This window comes from Streptomyces sp. 11-1-2 (assembly GCF_003595545.1).
In the GTDB taxonomy this organism is placed as follows: domain Bacteria; phylum Actinomycetota; class Actinomycetes; order Streptomycetales; family Streptomycetaceae; genus Streptomyces; species Streptomyces hygroscopicus_B.
The window spans coordinates 3,387,626-3,402,045 of sequence record NZ_CP022545.1 but is presented as its reverse complement, the minus strand read 5'-3'; the positions used below and the strand labels follow the sequence as shown (position 1 = coordinate 3,402,045).

The window sequence follows — 14,420 nt, the reverse complement described above, 5'->3', positions numbered from 1 at the left end:
CGCGTGATCTCCCGTATCGATCTGCGCGGTGCCGCCTTCCCGGAAGGCGGGATCGACCGCGACTTGCTGCCCCGTGCCGAGCTCGACGTCGAGGCCGCCCTGGAGAAGGTGCGGCCCATCTGCGACGACGTGCGCCATCGCGGTACCGCTGCGTTGATCGACTACGCCCATCGGTTCGACGGCGTCGCCATAGAACGGGTGCGGGTCCCCGCGGAGGCGCTGGAGCGCGCCCTGGTGGAGCTGGACCCGGCCGTGCGCGCCGCCCTGGAGGAGTCCGTCCGGCGGGCCCGGCTGGTCCACCGGGACCAGCGGCGCACCGACCACACCACCCAGGTGGTGCCGGGCGGCACGGTCACCGAGCGCTGGGTGCCGGTCGAGCGCGTCGGGCTGTACGTACCGGGCGGGCGCTCGGTCTACCCCTCCTCCGTGGTGATGAACGTGGTGCCCGCGCAGGAGGCCGGGGTCGGCTCGATGGCCGTCGCCTCCCCGCCGCAGGCGGAGTTCGGCGGGCTGCCGCACCCCACGATCCTCGCGGCGTGCGCGCTGCTGGGCGTGGACGAGGTGTACGCGGCGGGTGGCGCCCAGGCCGTCGCCATGTTCGCCTACGGCACCGAGGACTGCCGCCCGGTCTCGATGGTGACCGGGCCGGGCAACATCTTTGTGGCCGCGGCCAAGCGGCTGCTCAAGGGCCGGATCGGCATCGATGCCGAGGCCGGGCCGACCGAGATCGCCGTCCTCGCCGACGCCACCGCCGACCCGGTGCACGTCGCCGCGGACCTGATCAGCCAGGCCGAGCACGACCCGCTGGCCGCCTCCGTGCTGGTCACCGACTCCGAGGAGCTGGCCGCCGCGGTCGAGAAGGAGCTGGACGTCCAGCTGGGGGCCACCAAGCACGTCGAGGACCGGATCCGTCCGGCGCTGTCCGGGCGGCAGTCCGGCATCGTGCTGGTCGACGGCCTCGAGCAGGGCCTGGCCGTCGTGGACGCGTACGCGGCCGAGCACCTGGAGATCCAGACCGAGGACGCGGCCGCCGTCGCGGCCCGGGTGCGCAACGCCGGGGCGATCTTCGTCGGGGCCTTCGCGCCGGTGTCGCTGGGCGACTACGCGGCGGGCTCCAACCATGTGCTGCCCACGGGCGGCTGCGCCTGCCACTCCTCGGGGCTGTCCGTGCAGTCGTTCCTGCGCGGCATCCATGTGGTGGACTACAGCCGGGAGGCGCTGGCCGAGATCGCCGGCCATGTGGTGACGCTGGCCGAGGCGGAGGATCTGCCCGCCCACGGCGCCGCGGTGAAGGCAAGGTTCGACTGGAAGGTGCCACCGAGCAAGTGACCGGCATTGACGATCTCCCGATCCGGGACGAGCTCCGTGGTAAATCCCCGTACGGCGCCCCGCAGCTCGAGGTGCCCGTACGGCTGAACACCAACGAGAACCCCTATCCGCTGCCCGAGCCGTTGGTCGCCCGCATCGCCGAGCGGGTCACCGAGGCGGCCCGGAACCTCAACCGCTACCCGGACCGGGACGCGGTCGAGCTCCGCACCGAGCTGGCCCGCTACCTCAGCCGTACGGCCGGTCTCGAGGTCGGTGTCGCCCAGGTGTGGGCGGCCAACGGGTCCAACGAGGTGCTGCAGCAGCTTCTGCAGACCTTCGGCGGGCCGGGGCGCACCGCGATCGGCTTCGAGCCCTCGTACTCGATGCACGCGCTGATCTCGCGCGGCACCGGCACGGGCTGGATTTCCGGTCCCCGGAACGACGATTTCACCATCGATGTCGATGCCGCCCGTAAGGCCATCGCCGAGCACCGCCCCGATGTCGTCTTCATCACCTCGCCGAACAATCCGACGGGGACGGCCGTCGCGGCCGAGACGGTGCTGGCGCTCTACGAGGCGGCGCAGGCCGCCAGGGCGGAGGCCGCCGGGGCGCTCGTCGTCGTGGACGAGGCGTACGGGGAGTTCAGCCACCGTCCCTCGCTGCTGCCACTGATCGAGGGGCGGCAGCGGCTGGTGCTCTCGCGCACCATGTCCAAGGCGTTCGGCGCGGCCGGGCTGCGGCTCGGCTATCTCGCCGCCGATCCGGCGGTCGTCGATGCCGTCCAGCTCGTCCGCCTGCCGTACCACCTGTCCGCCGTCACCCAGGCCACCGCGCTGGCCGCCCTGGAGCACACCGATACGCTGCTGGGGTACGTCGAGGCGCTGAAGGCCGAGCGCGACCGGCTGGTGAGCGAGCTGCGCACCCTCGGGTGCGAGGTGACCGACTCCGACGCCAACTTCGTCCAGTTCGGCCGCTTCGAGGACGCCCATGCGGCGTGGCAGGGCCTGCTGGACCGGGGCGTCCTGGTCCGTGACAACGGCGTACCGGGCCGGCTGCGGGTCACCGCGGGCACACCGGCCGAGAACGACGCGTTCCTCGACGCGGTACGCGAGCTGATGAAGGAGAAGAGCGCATGACCCGCGTGGGACGTGTGGAGCGCACGACCAAGGAGACCTCGGTCGTCGTCGAGATCGATCTCGACGGCACCGGCCAGGTCGATGTGTCGACAGGTGTCGGCTTCTACGACCACATGCTCGACCAGCTCGGCCGCCACGGCCTCTTCGACCTCACGGTCAAGACCGAGGGCGACCTGCACATCGACACCCACCACACCATCGAGGACACCGCCCTCGCGCTCGGCGCCGCCTTCAAGCAGGCGCTCGGCGACAAGGTGGGCATCTACCGGTTCGGCAACTGCACGGTGCCGCTGGACGAGTCGCTGGCCCAGGTGACGGTCGACCTCTCCGGCCGCCCGTACCTGGTGCACACCGAGCCGGAGAACATCGCGCCGATGATCGGCAGCTACGACACCACGATGACCCGGCACATCCTGGAGTCCTTCGTGGCCCAGGCGCAGATCGCCCTGCACGTCCACGTCCCGTACGGGCGCAACGCGCACCACATCGTGGAGTGCCAGTTCAAGGCCCTGGCGCGGGCCCTGCGCTACGCCAGCGAGCGCGACCCCCGTGCCGCCGGGATCCTCCCCTCCACGAAGGGGGCCCTGTGAGCGTCGCACGCGCGGCCGCCGGGCCGCAGACGGCACGCGACCCGCGCTTTCGCCGCGCGGGCGGAGAAGCGAACGAGGTAGCGGCGAGCGTCGCACGTGCGGCCGCCGGGCCGCAGATGACACGCGACCCGCGCTTTCGCCGCGCGGGCGGAGAAGCGAACGAGGTAGCGTCTTGAACGGCTTGTCGACCGTGTTCATCCTCGTGGGGCTGTTTCTGCTCGGCGGGGTCATCTCCTTCGTCAAGCAGGGCATCTCCAAGAGCATCGTCACGCTGCTCGGGATCGGTGCCACGATGGCGCTGCTCGCCGGGATCCTGCGGCTTGAGGTATGGAATTGAGTGACCTGACGAACAGCACGACCGCGAAGAGCGTCGTCGTCTTCGACTACGGATTCGGCAACGTACGTTCCGCCGAGCGGGCCCTCGCCCATGTCGGCGCGCAGGTCGAGATCACCCGTGACTACGACAAGGCCATGGCCGCCGACGGCCTCCTCGTGCCCGGCGTCGGTGCCTTCGCCGCCTGCATGAACGGGCTGCGTGAGGCGCGCGGCGACTGGATCGTGGGGCGCCGGCTGTCCGGCGGCCGCCCGGTCATGGGCATCTGTGTCGGCATGCAGATCCTCTTCGGGCGCGGTATCGAGCACGGCGTCGAGGCCGAGGGCCTGGACGAATGGCCCGGCACGGTCGAGCCGCTGCGCGCCCCCGTCGTCCCCCACATGGGCTGGAACACGGTCAAGGCGCCCGAGGACTCACAGCTCTTCGCGGGCCTGGACGAGGGCGAGCGGTACTACTTCGTCCACTCCTACGCGGTCCGCACCTGGGAGCTCGAGGTCACCAACCCCCACATGCCCTCCCCCAAGGTCAGCTGGGCCACCCATGGCGAGCCGTTTGTCGCCGCCGTGGAGAACGGCCCGCTGTGGGCCACCCAGTTCCACCCCGAGAAGTCGGGTGACGCCGGAGCGCGGCTGCTCCGCAACTGGCTCGACACGCTCTGACCGGCCCGCGCCGGCCCCGGTCCGCACCTGCCCTCCCACCCGCACCGCCCGCACGCTCTCACCGAAGGTTGTCCGCATGCGCTCGAACCGCCTCGAACTCCTCCCCGCCGTCGATGTCCGCGACGGCCAGGCCGTCCGCCTCGTCCACGGCGAGTCCGGCTCCGAGACGTCGTACGGTGACCCGATGGAGGCCGCCCTGGCCTGGCAGCGGGCGGGCGCCGAATGGCTGCACCTGGTGGACCTCGACGCCGCCTTCGGCACCGGGGACAACCGCGAGCAGATCGCCGAGGTGGCCCGCGCCATGGACCTCAGGGTCGAGCTGTCCGGCGGCATCCGCGACGACGCCTCGCTGTCCGCCGCCCTGGCCACCGGCTGCGCCCGGGTGAATCTCGGCACGGCCGCCCTGGAGTCCCCGGAGTGGGTCGCCAAGGTCATCGCCGAGCATGGCGACCTCATCGCGGTGGGTCTCGATGTGCGTGGCACCACGCTGCGCGGCCGTGGCTGGACCCGGGACGGCGGCGATCTGTACGAGACGCTGGCCCGCCTCGACTCCGAGGGCTGTGCCCGCTATGTCGTCACCGACATCGCCAAGGACGGCACCCTCCAGGGCCCCAATCTGGAGCTGCTGCGCAATGTCTGCGCCGCGACCGAAAAGCCCGTCGTCGCCTCCGGCGGCGTTTCCTCGCTCGACGACCTGCGTGCCCTTGCGACTCTGGTACCGGAAGGTGTCGAGGGCGCCATCGTGGGCAAGGCACTCTACGCCAAGGCGTTCACCTTGGAAGAGGCGTTGGAGGCGGTATCCGTATGACCTCACCCGAGTCTGCGCGGCGGGTCCAGACCGACAGTCCCTGGGAGGAGACCATCGGGTTCGCCCGGGCCGTCGAGGTCGGTGACCTGGTGCTCGTCGCCGGGACGATGCCGCTGGCGGAGCGCGGCGTACTGGAGGGCGAGGGGGATCCGTACGAACAGACGCTCGCCGCCTTCCGCCATGCGCTGGACGCGCTGAAGAAGTTCGACCTGGGCGTCGAATCGGTGGTCCGCACCCGTATGTACCTCACCCACGCCCGCGATGTGGACGAAGTGGGCCGCGCCCACAAGGAGCTTTTCGACGCCGTACGCCCCACCACGACGCTGGTCGTGGTGTCCGGCTTCGTGGACTCGCGCGTCCTGGTGGAAGTCGAACTGGAAGCATTCCGAGGAGCACGACAGACATGACCCTGGCGGTCCGAGTCATCCCCTGCCTGGACGTGGACAACGGCCGGGTCGTCAAGGGCGTCAACTTCCAGAACCTGCGCGACGCGGGCGACCCGGTCGAGATGGCCAAGGTCTACGGCGAGGAGGGCGCGGACGAGCTGACCTTCCTCGACATCACCGCCTCCTCCGGCGATCGCGAGACCACCTACGACGTGGTCCGCCGCACCGCCGAGCAGGTCTTCATCCCGCTGACGGTCGGCGGCGGCGTCCGTACCCCGAAGGACGTCGACAAGCTGCTGCGCGCCGGGGCGGACAAGGTTGGCGTCAACACCGCCGCCATCGCCCGCCCCGAGCTCATCCGCGAGATCTCCCAGCGCTTCGGCAGCCAGGTGCTCGTCCTCTCGGTCGACGCCCGCCGCTGTCCCGAAGGGACGGTGACCTCCTCCGGTTACGAGGTCACCACCCACGGCGGTCGCCGCGGCACCGGCATCGACGCCGTCGAATGGGCCCACCGCGCGGCGGAGCTGGGCGCGGGGGAGATCCTGCTGAACTCCATGGACGCGGACGGCACCAAGGACGGCTATGACACGGCCATGATCGAGGCCGTCCGCAAGCAGGTGTCCATCCCGGTCATCGCCAGCGGCGGCGCCGGGAAGCTGGCCGACTTCCCGCCGGCGGTCGCCGCGGGTGCCGACGCGGTGCTGGCGGCGTCCGTCTTCCACTTCGGCGATCTGCGGATCGGTCAGGTGAAGGACGCGCTGCGGGAGTCGGGCCACCCGGTCCGCTGAGGCGCGGCCGCGCCGTTGCCCCATCGCGCCGGGGCCGCGCCCCGGCGATGGCCGAGGGAGCCCGCCGGGGCGCGTACCGGCGGCGGCAGCGCGCCGGTGCCGTACCGTCGCCGTGGACGCACCCGGGTGGTGGGGCGGGCCCGCACGGGTCCGCCCCACCACCCGGGATACCGCCTCAGGGTGTCACTTCGTGGCCGAGCCCGGGCGCTCGCGGTACGCGTCCACGATGCCGTGCTCCAGAATGGCGTACTCCTCCAGGACGTCACCCTTCTTGCCCGCCGCGAAGTCCTTCGTCCGGTAGCTGCGATCACCGAGGTAGGCGAGGCTGCCCCGGTCGAAGACCCACTCGGTCACGACCCACGTCCGCTTGTCGACGCGGGCGATGGCGAACCCGTGGCGGCCGGCCGCGTCCACCGCGTCCTCCTTCCGCGTCACCCCGGGGATCTTCGCGGCGGCCTTGTACAGCGCGGCGGCGTTCTCCGGCGGCATCACATCGCCCAGCAACCGACCGATCTGGTCGAAGACGGCCTGTGCCTTCTCCTGGCCGTCCTCTGCCTCGGTCATCCGGTACAGCTCCTTGAGCAGGACGTCCGGGTCGGTCGGCAGGGACGCCAGCCACTGGTACGTGGGGCGGTCGATGCCCGCCGTAGACCCTCCCAGTTCGTACATCGAGGAGTAGCCCTCGTCATCGTGTATCTCGCCGGTCTTGGTGATCCGCTTCACCTGCTGCGACTTCCAGACCTCGCGCTCGCCCCGCGGCTCCAGCTTGGAGGCGCCGTTCTCCTTCATCTCGGCCCCGGCCCCGACGCTCTTGACGTAGACGAACTGGTCCTGCCGCACCGGCTTGACGTCCGACTTCGCCGCGGTCCCGGCGATCCGGTCGAGCAGGACGGTGGCGGTCTCGCGGGGCTGGGCGGCGCTGTCGCCGGACCCTCCGCCTCCGGTGAGGGTGGCGGCCAGCGCTCCGGCCAGCGCCAGGGCCGCGGCGGGCATCACCAGCGCGGGGCGCAGCAGCCGCGGCCGGGCCTTCCGGGCGGGGGCGGGGGTGCGGTTCTGGTCGTCATCGATGTGCTGCATCAAACGGTCCTTGTGGTGGAGGTAGGGCTCGGAAGGAACGTCCCGCTCGGCCGGGGCGGGAAGGAGCCGGGCCAGTTCCTCGCGCTCCGCTTCCTCGTGCTCCGCTTCCTCGTGCTCGGCCCGGTCGGGCCCGGAGCCAGCGGCGTTCATCGGGGTTCCTCCTGAAACTCCTGATAGGGCAGGGCCGCGAACGCGGCCTCACGCTGTACCTCTCCGCGACGGTGTGGCGGTTCCGTCCTTTCTTCCGCGAGCCGCTGCTCGGCGAGCTTGCGCAGCCGGGCGCGGGCCCGGGACAGCCGCGAGCGCACGGTGCCCACCGGAATCCCCAGCGCCTGGGCGGCCTGCGCGTAGTCCAGCCCGGACCACACGCACAGCGCCAGCACCTCCTGCTCGCCGCGCCGCAGCCGGCCGTAGACCGTGCGCACGGCGGCGAGCCGACGGGCGTCGTCGATCCGCCCGGCGGTCTCGTCGGCGAAGTCCGCCACCGGGGCGGGCGCCGGGCGGCGGGCCAGGAAGGCCAGGCGCCGGCCGATGCCGCGGTTGGCGTTGCGGGCCTTGTTCGTCGCCACGCCCAGCAGCCACGGTTTCAGCGTGCCGTCGCCCGGCTCCAGTTGCGCTCGGGTACGCCAGGCGTCGAGGAACGTGTCCCCCATCACCTCCTCGGCCACCGACCAGTCGCCGGTCAGCCGATAGGCATGGTTGTAGACCGCACGCGCGTACTCCGCGTAGAGCTCTGCGAACGCCTCGCGGTCACCCGCCCGTACCCGCGCTCGCAGGCCATCACTCATGTTGTTTACACCTCACACCCGTGCCTCTCCGCACGGCGGAGGTGGTTCCCGTGACCTGTGCCACACGTGGAGCGCGGGCGCTGAGGGGCCCGGTTACTCGGCCGGGACCGACGCCGCCTCGATCACCTCGTCCAGGACCTCACGGGAGCGGAGCAGGTCCGCGATCATGCGGTCGATGCGCTCCCGCTCCACCGTCAGGTCGGAGACCAGCTGCCCGTTGGCCACCCGCGACGGGCCGCCGTCCGAGTCGCGCATGCAGGGCAGCAGTTGGGCGATCTTCTCGCTGCACAGCCCGGCGGCGAAGAGCTCCTGGATGCGGATGACCCGGTCCACCGCGTTCTCGGGGTAATCGCGATGGCCGCCCGGCGTACGCTCGGCCGTCATCAGACCCTGCTTCTCGTAATAGCGCAGGGAGCGCTCGCTCACGCTGGTGCGCCGAGCCAGTTCGCCGATCCGCATGCTCACCTCGTCTGCCGGGCTGGGACGTGACTCAGAGGACGTGACTCAAAGGACTTGAATCTGACACTGATGTCAAGTTCTACCGTACCGGCATGACGCACACACTCCGGATACCCAGCCTCTTCGAACCCGCCCGCCTCGGCCCTCTCGACCTCCCCAACCGCCTGGTGATGGCGCCGATGACCCGCAACCGCGCCGCCGCCGACGGCGTACCCGAACCGATCATGGCCACCTACTACGCACAGCGCGCCACGGCCGGGCTGATCGTCGCCGAGGCCGCCACGCCCAACGCGGTGGGGCAGACCTACCCCGATATCGCCGCGATCCACAGCGCGGCGCAGGTGGCCGGATGGCGGCGGGTGACCGACGCGGTGCACGCGGCGGGCGGCCGGATGTTCCTCCAACTGCAGCACGGCGGCCGGGTCGGCCACCCGGACACCAGCGGGCTGACGCCGCTGGCACCCTCGCCGGTCCCGCTCCCGGAGACGATCTTCACCCCCGGCGGCCACCAAGAGGCCGTCGTACCACGCGAGATGACGGTCGAGGAGATCCGCTCCACCGTCGCCGACTTCGCCGCCGCCGCGCGCAACGCCCGCGACGCGGGCTTCGCCGGAGTGGAGGTGCACGCCGCCAACGGCTACCTCCTCCACCAGTTCCTGGCCCAGAACAGCAACCGCCGCACCGACGCCTACGGCGGCTCGGTGGCGGGGCGCATCCGGTTCGTGGCCGAGGTGGTCCACGCCGTCGCCGACGCGATCGGCCCCGAGCGGGTGGGCCTGCGCATCTCCCCCGGATCCACCGTCAACGGCATCGGGGAGGGCGACACCGAGACCCTCTACCCCGCCCTCATCAAGGAACTGGCGGACACCGGCCTCACCTACCTCCACATCGTCCGCGCCGAACCGGACCACCCGCTCTTCCGGGAACTCCGCGCCGCCTGGCCCGCCACACTGATCGCCAACCCGTCACTGCCCGGCGATGGCGTCCCCGCCGACGGCGGCATGCGCCAGGCCGAGCGGCTGCTGGCCGCCGGAGCCGACCTGATCGCCCTCGGCCGCACCTTCCTGGCCAACCCCGACCTGGTGACCCGCCTGCGCACCGGCGCCCCGCTCAACTCCATCCGGGACGCGTATCTGATGTACGTGGGCGGCGAAACCGGCTACACGGACTACCCCACGCTGACGGCGGCCTGAGCCCAGCCGACCCGGCTCAGCCGACCTGGCCCAGTCGACCTGGCTCAGCCGACCCGGATGGTCGGCCGGTGATGGACGGGGAAGTTGACCGAGTTGGCGATGAAGCACGTCTGATGGGCGTCATGATGCGCCGAACGCGCCCGCTCCACCATCCCCGCGTCCGCGACGGTGACCACCGGATTGAGCACCACCTCGGTAAAGCGCCCGCTGTGCCCGGCCGCCTCCTCCATCACCCCGGTGGCGACGTCTTCGTACGCCGTGACCCTCACCCCGTCCCGGGCGCATATGGAGAGGTACGTCAGCATGTGGCACTGCGAGAGCGAGACCAGCAGGAACTCCTCCGGATTCCAGAGCTCCGGATCCCCCAGGAACGCCGGATCGGCGCTGCCCCGCAGGGTCGGCTTGCCGTCCCCGAGAATGTCGTGCGCCCGCCCGTAGCCCCGGTAACCACTCGTCCCCGAACCGGTATTGCCGGTCCACCGGACGGTGGCGCGGTAGGAGTGCTGTCGGCCCATCTGCTGTGTGCTCCCCTCCGTTGTGAAGCGCTCGTTCGCGAAGCGCTCGTTCAATGATGGCGCGGCGCACTGACAGGGTGTGCCGCACCCAGGAGGAGCGCGTCCTGGTACGGGGTCGCTGACCTGCCCAGACTCGGTGGGGCAGGACAGAACGGGATCAGGAGCGAAAGGGATATCGCCATGAACGCCATCACCGAGACGGGCAAGGTCGTGCTCATCACCGGGGCCAGCAGTGGGATCGGCGAGGCGACCGCGCGTCGGCTCGCCGCCGATGGGCACCGGGTGTATCTGGGGGCGCGGCGGACCGAGCGGCTGGGGGAGCTGGCCGGGCAGATCACCGCCGAGGGCGGCAGCGCGGCGTATCAGGGGCTGGATGTCACCGCGGCCGGGGACATGCGGGCCTTCGTGGCCGCCGCCCGGGAGCGGTTCGGGCGGGTGGATGTGATGGTCAACAACGCCGGGGTGATGCCCCTCTCGCCGCTCGAGGCGCTGAAGGTCGACGAGTGGGACCGGATGCTCGATGTGAATGTGCGCGGGGTGCTGTACGGCATCGCCGCGGCGCTGCCGGTGATGAAGGAGCAGGGCGGCGGGCATGTCGTGAACATCGCCTCGGTCGGCGCGTACGAGGTGTCGCCCACCGCCGCGGTGTACTGCGCCACCAAGTTCGCCGTACGCGCCATCTCGGAGGGGCTGCGCCAGGAATCGGCCGGTGACATCCGGGTCAGCCTGGTCTCCCCGGGCGTGACCGAGTCCGAACTCGCCGACTCCATCTCCGATCCGGGCGCGCGTGAGGCCATGAAGACCTACCGCTCGGTGGCCCTGCCCGCCTCCGCGATCGCCGACGCCATCGCGTACGCCATCAGCCAGCCGGCCGGGGTCGACGTCAACGATATCGTGGTGCGCCCGGCCGCGAGCGCCCAGTAGGGGCCCGGGCGGGGGCGCGAACTGCCGCGCGGGAGGAGGGCGTCGTGGCGGTCGGGTGCGGGTCGGTCCGGCGGGTCGGTCCCGGGGGCTGCCGACTTGACGCCGTTGCCGGGGGCCGCTTTGATCACAACAGCCGCACGGGTGTACCGCCCCCGTGCCGCCCAAGAGGTACGCCCAGCCGGTAGGGGGTCCGGTTCCGGTCCCGAGCCCGGACTCAGTCGCCAGGACGGCGGATGCCATCCGAGGCGGGGCCGTTACCCGCGAGTGTTGGAGCTTTCATGCCAGCCAGCCATGCCGCCCGCCTTCGTCGCCGCTGGGTCCTCGCGTCGGTGGCGACGGCGGCGGCCGCCGCGGCCGCCGTCGTGGCCGTGTCCATGTCCTCGGGGGCCAGCGCGTCCGAAGTGGCGCTGCCGCCCGTCCATGGCGGCTTCGACTACCAGATCGGCGGGGAGTACACCCCGCCGAAGGGCGTCGACATCGTCAGCCGCGACCGCGCGGACTCCCCGGCAGACGGGCTGTACAACATCTGCTACGTCAACGCCTTCCAGGTTCAGCCGGGCGAGCGCGACCAGTGGCCCGACGACCTGCTGCTGCGGGACCGCGACGGCGATCTCGTCATCGACACCCAGTGGAAGGAACCGCTGCTCGACATCAGTACCGCCAAGAAGCGGGAGCGCGTGGCGGAGAAGGTCAACGGCTGGATCGACGGCTGCGCCGAGGACGGCTTCGACGCCGTCGAGCCCGACAACTACGACAGCTACGAGCGCTCCCAGAAGCTGCTGACCACCGCTCACGCCAAGGAGTTCATGGCCCTGCTGTCGGAGCACGCGCACGCCCAGGGGCTGGCCATCGCGCAGAAGAACACCGCGGAGCTGCTCTCCGACCGTAAGGCGGCCGGGCTGGACTTCGCGGTGGTCGAGGAGTGCGGCGAGTACGACGAGTGCGGTGAGTTCGCCAAGGCTTACGACGACCATGTCGTGGTGGTCGAGTACGGCGAGGAGGGCTTCGCCAAGGCGTGCGAGGGCTGGGGCGACCGGCTCAGCATCGTCCTGCGGGACGAGGACGTCTCGACCGACGACGGTGAGGACTACGTCCGCGAGACCTGTTAGGGAATCCCGGCGCGTCCCCGCTTGCCCGCATGGCGGCGGGGATGCGCCGCGGTCTCAGACGCCCAGCTTGGCCTCACGCGCCGCGGCCACGGCCTCCTTGTCGCCCTCCAGCTCGACCCGGGCGGCATCCTGGCGGCCGCTGAGGAAGAGCGCCAGCTCGCCCGGCTCACCGGTGACCGTGACGACCGGGACGCCGCGGTGGGCCACCGCCGTACGACCGTCCGGACGCCGCAGCACCAGGCCGACGGGGGAGCGGCGGCCGAAGATCCGGGCGCCGCGCTCGATACGGGACCACAGCGTGTCGGCGAAGACCGGGTCCAGCTCGCGCGGCGTCCACTCCGGGCGGGCGCGGCGCACATCCTCGGCGTGGACGTAGAACTCGAAGCCGTTGGCCGCCTCGTCCACCTGCTTCAGCGCGAACGGCGACATCCGCGGCGGACCGGTGCGGAAGAGCCGGAGCAGCTCCTCGTACGGCTTCGCCGCGAACTCCTCCTGCACCCGGGCCAGCCGCGCGGCCAGCGGCTTGACCAGCACCCCGGCGGCCGCGTCGGGGCGGCGCTCACGGACCACCAGATGGGCCGCCAGATCGCGGGTGTTCCAGCCCTCGCACAGCGTCGGGGCCCCGGGGCCCGCGCCGTCCAAGAGGTCGGCGAGGAGCAGGCGTTCGCGCTTCGCGTGAGTGGACATACGTCCACCCTACGACCGGGGCCCGCCCGCTGCCATGAGAAGCGCCGCCGCGCGCGCCCCGCGCGGGGGCGTCCTGCCCGGGCCTACCCCGGCAGGGGCTTGCTCAGCTTCTTGCCGTCGCGTGCGGCGCTCAGTGTGAGCGCGCAGGAGACCCGGTCCTCGCCCTGGATGGAGTAGGTGCCCAGCGCTGGATACAGCGCGTAGTAGTAATACATCCGGCCGTCGTTGGGGATGGTCTTGAGCCGCTTCTTGGCGTCCGTCCCGCACAGCGACAGTGCCTTGGTCTGAATCGCCTTCTCGGAGGAGAAGTCGCCGCTCAGCTTCTCGTTGGCGATCACCTCGCCGTCGTGCGGGCCGTGGCAGGACCGCTTCTCGACCTTGGTGACGCTGCTGTCCATCGCCGGGTGGTCGAAGCACTGGCCGGGGTCGAGCACCACATACGGCACCTTGTCACCGGGCTCGCCGGACTCCGACGCGTCCGGGGCCGCCGAATCCGAGGTGTCCGGATCCGCGTCGGGGGCATCGTTTCCGCCGCCCAGCGGCGCGCCCTGGCCGGGGTCCTCCGAGCCCGGCGGGGCGCCAGACGCCCCGCCGTCCGAGGGCGAGGAGAGGGGGCGGTCCGAGGCTGAGGCGGACGGGCCGGCGTCGGCCGACGTCTTCTTGTCTCCGTCGTCCTTCGTCCCGATGACGATCGCGCCGACGACCACCGCCACGGCCACCACCGCCGCGATGACGACCGCCGTGACCTTGGAACCGCCGGGGCCGGGCGGCGGGGGAGGCGGCGGCAGCGCGCCCGGAGGTATGGCCCCCGGCGGCAGCGCGCCCGGAGGCGGCCCGCCGGGCAGCAGGGCCGGTGGGGTCGGCGGGCCGAAACCGCCGCTCGGCTGCCCGGGCGGACCGGGCTGGGCGTACGGACCGGGCTGGGCCTGCGGCCCAGGACCGCCCGGCTGCGCGGGCCGGTCCGCCGGGGGCGGCGGCCCGAAGCCCTGCGGCTGCTGCTGAGGAGCCTGCGGGGGCTGAGACGGTGGTTGCTGCTGCGGCTGCGGCGGTGGACCGAACCCCCCGCCGTTTCCAGGCCGGTTGGGGTCATTCGACGGCGGCGGAAACGTCATGCCCGAAGCATGCCCCATTCCACCGACAACCCGACTATCGGGCCCGGCATACCGGCCCGACGGAGATCATTCGCGGAGACCCCCCTCCGGGCGTGCAGAATGGTCGCATGACCGGCTCCGACCGCCCCTCCGCCCTCGACCCGGCCCTCGCCGCCCGCCTCAAGCGCGGCGCCGACGGCCTGCTGCCCGCCATCGCCCAGCAATACGACACCGGTGAGGTGCTGATGCTCGGCTGGATGGACGACGAGGCGCTGCACCGCACCCTCACCACCGGCCGCTGCACCTACTGGAGCCGCAGCCGCCAGGAGTACTGGGTCAAGGGCGACACCTCCGGCCATATCCAGCTCGTCAAGTCCGTCGCCCTCGACTGCGACGCCGACACCATCCTCGTCAAGGTCGACCAGGTCGGCGCCGCCTGCCACACCGGCGACCGCACCTGCTTCGACGCCGACGACCTCCCGCTCGGCCGGTAGACCGGCCGGACGACTTCCCGCCCGGCCGGTAGACCGGCCGGTGGACCGGCCATCACCGCACCCGCCCGCCGGGC

At 71.8% G+C, this 14,420-nt stretch carries 18 protein-coding genes; 12 read left to right on the top strand and 6 right to left on the bottom strand.

The window, feature by feature from the left end; translation table 11 throughout:
* The first annotated feature begins 3 nt into the window (after nucleotides 1-3).
* The 8 genes from hisD to hisF all read left to right on the top strand — a co-directional run bounded on the left by hisD (nucleotide 4) and on the right by hisF (nucleotide 6,009).
* Nucleotides 4-1,329, top strand: coding sequence for a histidinol dehydrogenase (hisD, locus tag CGL27_RS14335; RefSeq protein WP_078640901.1), 1,326 nt, complete (start codon nucleotides 4-6; stop codon nucleotides 1,327-1,329).
* A complete protein-coding gene (locus CGL27_RS14330) occupies nucleotides 1,326-2,444 on the top strand; it encodes a histidinol-phosphate transaminase (protein WP_078640900.1) in 1,119 nt (372 codons plus the stop codon). The genes hisD and CGL27_RS14330 overlap by 4 nt, the downstream gene beginning before the upstream one ends.
* The gene (hisB, locus tag CGL27_RS14325; RefSeq protein WP_078640899.1) at nucleotides 2,441-3,034 is read left to right on the top strand and encodes an imidazoleglycerol-phosphate dehydratase HisB; all 594 of its coding nucleotides are present in this window, start codon (nucleotides 2,441-2,443) and stop codon (nucleotides 3,032-3,034) included. The genes CGL27_RS14330 and hisB overlap by 4 nt, the downstream gene beginning before the upstream one ends.
* Before the next feature lie 172 nt (nucleotides 3,035-3,206).
* On the top strand, nucleotides 3,207-3,371 hold the full coding sequence (locus CGL27_RS50025) for a hypothetical protein (protein WP_162952980.1): 165 nt from the start codon (nucleotides 3,207-3,209) through the stop codon (nucleotides 3,369-3,371).
* On the top strand, nucleotides 3,362-4,027 hold the full coding sequence (gene hisH / locus CGL27_RS14320; protein ID WP_119987079.1) for an imidazole glycerol phosphate synthase subunit HisH: 666 nt from the start codon (nucleotides 3,362-3,364) through the stop codon (nucleotides 4,025-4,027). The genes CGL27_RS50025 and hisH overlap by 10 nt, the downstream gene beginning before the upstream one ends.
* Nucleotides 4,028-4,103: 76 nt before the next feature.
* Entirely contained in the window at nucleotides 4,104-4,835 is a 732-nt protein-coding gene (gene priA / locus CGL27_RS14315; protein WP_078640897.1) for a bifunctional 1-(5-phosphoribosyl)-5-((5-phosphoribosylamino)methylideneamino)imidazole-4-carboxamide isomerase/phosphoribosylanthranilate isomerase PriA, read from the top strand.
* Nucleotides 4,832-5,242: a RidA family protein gene (locus CGL27_RS14310; protein ID WP_078640896.1), complete on the top strand. Its 411-nt coding sequence runs from the start codon at nucleotides 4,832-4,834 to the stop codon at nucleotides 5,240-5,242. Before priA ends, CGL27_RS14310 begins: the two co-directional genes overlap by 4 nt.
* Nucleotides 5,239-6,009: an imidazole glycerol phosphate synthase subunit HisF gene (gene hisF, locus CGL27_RS14305; RefSeq protein WP_119987076.1), complete on the top strand. Its 771-nt coding sequence runs from the start codon at nucleotides 5,239-5,241 to the stop codon at nucleotides 6,007-6,009. The genes CGL27_RS14310 and hisF overlap by 4 nt, the downstream gene beginning before the upstream one ends.
* Before the next feature lie 183 nt (nucleotides 6,010-6,192).
* Here hisF and CGL27_RS14300 read toward each other — a convergent pair whose 3' ends face one another.
* From CGL27_RS14300 to CGL27_RS14290, 3 genes are all read right to left on the bottom strand, one after another.
* Nucleotides 6,193-7,236: a CU044_5270 family protein gene (locus CGL27_RS14300; RefSeq protein ID WP_119987074.1), complete on the bottom strand. Its 1,044-nt coding sequence runs from the start codon at nucleotides 7,234-7,236 to the stop codon at nucleotides 6,193-6,195.
* Complete coding sequence (locus tag CGL27_RS14295; RefSeq protein ID WP_119987071.1) at nucleotides 7,233-7,874, bottom strand: RNA polymerase sigma factor; 642 nt, start codon at nucleotides 7,872-7,874, stop codon at nucleotides 7,233-7,235. Before CGL27_RS14295 ends, CGL27_RS14300 begins: the two co-directional genes overlap by 4 nt.
* A gap of 93 nt (nucleotides 7,875-7,967) precedes the next feature.
* Entirely contained in the window at nucleotides 7,968-8,333 is a 366-nt protein-coding gene (locus CGL27_RS14290; RefSeq protein ID WP_078640892.1) for a MerR family transcriptional regulator, read from the bottom strand.
* A 92-nt stretch (nucleotides 8,334-8,425) separates the two neighbouring features.
* Here CGL27_RS14290 and CGL27_RS14285 point away from each other — a divergent pair, with 92 nt between their 5' ends.
* Entirely contained in the window at nucleotides 8,426-9,526 is a 1,101-nt protein-coding gene (locus CGL27_RS14285) for an alkene reductase (protein WP_119987069.1), read from the top strand.
* A gap of 44 nt (nucleotides 9,527-9,570) precedes the next feature.
* Here the strand turns inward: CGL27_RS14285 and CGL27_RS14280 are convergent, their stop codons facing one another.
* Nucleotides 9,571-10,041 (bottom strand): OsmC family protein, encoded by a 471-nt coding sequence (locus tag CGL27_RS14280; protein WP_119987066.1) that lies wholly within the window; start codon nucleotides 10,039-10,041, stop codon nucleotides 9,571-9,573.
* Nucleotides 10,042-10,221: 180 nt separating this feature from the next.
* On the opposite strand from CGL27_RS14280, the gene CGL27_RS14275 reads away from it, so the two are divergent.
* The gene (locus CGL27_RS14275; protein WP_119987064.1) at nucleotides 10,222-10,965 is read left to right on the top strand and encodes an SDR family oxidoreductase; all 744 of its coding nucleotides are present in this window, start codon (nucleotides 10,222-10,224) and stop codon (nucleotides 10,963-10,965) included.
* A 278-nt stretch (nucleotides 10,966-11,243) separates the two neighbouring features.
* Nucleotides 11,244-12,074 (top strand): endo alpha-1,4 polygalactosaminidase, encoded by an 831-nt coding sequence (locus CGL27_RS14270; protein ID WP_107439047.1) that lies wholly within the window; start codon nucleotides 11,244-11,246, stop codon nucleotides 12,072-12,074.
* A 54-nt stretch (nucleotides 12,075-12,128) separates the two neighbouring features.
* On the opposite strand, the gene CGL27_RS14265 is transcribed toward CGL27_RS14270, so the two are convergent.
* The gene (locus tag CGL27_RS14265; RefSeq protein ID WP_119987061.1) at nucleotides 12,129-12,761 is read right to left on the bottom strand and encodes a TIGR03085 family metal-binding protein; all 633 of its coding nucleotides are present in this window, start codon (nucleotides 12,759-12,761) and stop codon (nucleotides 12,129-12,131) included.
* Between the two features lie 83 nt (nucleotides 12,762-12,844).
* Nucleotides 12,845-13,873, bottom strand: a complete 1,029-nt coding sequence (locus CGL27_RS50020; RefSeq protein ID WP_162952979.1) for a hypothetical protein — start codon at nucleotides 13,871-13,873, stop codon at nucleotides 12,845-12,847.
* Between the two features lie 107 nt (nucleotides 13,874-13,980).
* On the opposite strand from CGL27_RS50020, the gene hisI reads away from it, so the two are divergent.
* On the top strand, nucleotides 13,981-14,346 hold the full coding sequence (gene hisI / locus CGL27_RS14255; protein ID WP_078640886.1) for a phosphoribosyl-AMP cyclohydrolase: 366 nt from the start codon (nucleotides 13,981-13,983) through the stop codon (nucleotides 14,344-14,346).
* Nucleotides 14,347-14,420 lie beyond the last annotated feature (74 nt).

Bases quoted from the DNA above. Each gene is read 5' to 3' on its own strand.
- CGL27_RS14300 (WP_119987074.1), bottom strand. From the start codon at position 7,236: ATGAACGCCGCTGGCTCCGGGCCCGACCGGGCCGAGCACGAGGAAGCG.
- hisH (WP_119987079.1), top strand. From the start codon at position 3,362: ATGGAATTGAGTGACCTGACGAACAGCACGACCGCGAAGAGCGTCGTC.
- hisI (WP_078640886.1), top strand. From the start codon at position 13,981: ATGACCGGCTCCGACCGCCCCTCCGCCCTCGACCCGGCCCTCGCCGCC.
- CGL27_RS14270 (WP_107439047.1), top strand. From the start codon at position 11,244: ATGCCAGCCAGCCATGCCGCCCGCCTTCGTCGCCGCTGGGTCCTCGCG.
- CGL27_RS14310 (WP_078640896.1), top strand. From the start codon at position 4,832: ATGACCTCACCCGAGTCTGCGCGGCGGGTCCAGACCGACAGTCCCTGG.
- hisF (WP_119987076.1), top strand. From the start codon at position 5,239: ATGACCCTGGCGGTCCGAGTCATCCCCTGCCTGGACGTGGACAACGGC.
- CGL27_RS14285 (WP_119987069.1), top strand. From the start codon at position 8,426: ATGACGCACACACTCCGGATACCCAGCCTCTTCGAACCCGCCCGCCTC.
- CGL27_RS14265 (WP_119987061.1), bottom strand. From the start codon at position 12,761: ATGTCCACTCACGCGAAGCGCGAACGCCTGCTCCTCGCCGACCTCTTG.
- hisB (WP_078640899.1), top strand. From the start codon at position 2,441: ATGACCCGCGTGGGACGTGTGGAGCGCACGACCAAGGAGACCTCGGTC.
- CGL27_RS14275 (WP_119987064.1), top strand. From the start codon at position 10,222: ATGAACGCCATCACCGAGACGGGCAAGGTCGTGCTCATCACCGGGGCC.
- CGL27_RS14280 (WP_119987066.1), bottom strand. From the start codon at position 10,041: ATGGGCCGACAGCACTCCTACCGCGCCACCGTCCGGTGGACCGGCAAT.
- CGL27_RS14290 (WP_078640892.1), bottom strand. From the start codon at position 8,333: ATGCGGATCGGCGAACTGGCTCGGCGCACCAGCGTGAGCGAGCGCTCC.
- CGL27_RS14295 (WP_119987071.1), bottom strand. From the start codon at position 7,874: ATGAGTGATGGCCTGCGAGCGCGGGTACGGGCGGGTGACCGCGAGGCG.
- CGL27_RS50020 (WP_162952979.1), bottom strand. From the start codon at position 13,873: ATGACGTTTCCGCCGCCGTCGAATGACCCCAACCGGCCTGGAAACGGC.
- priA (WP_078640897.1), top strand. From the start codon at position 4,104: ATGCGCTCGAACCGCCTCGAACTCCTCCCCGCCGTCGATGTCCGCGAC.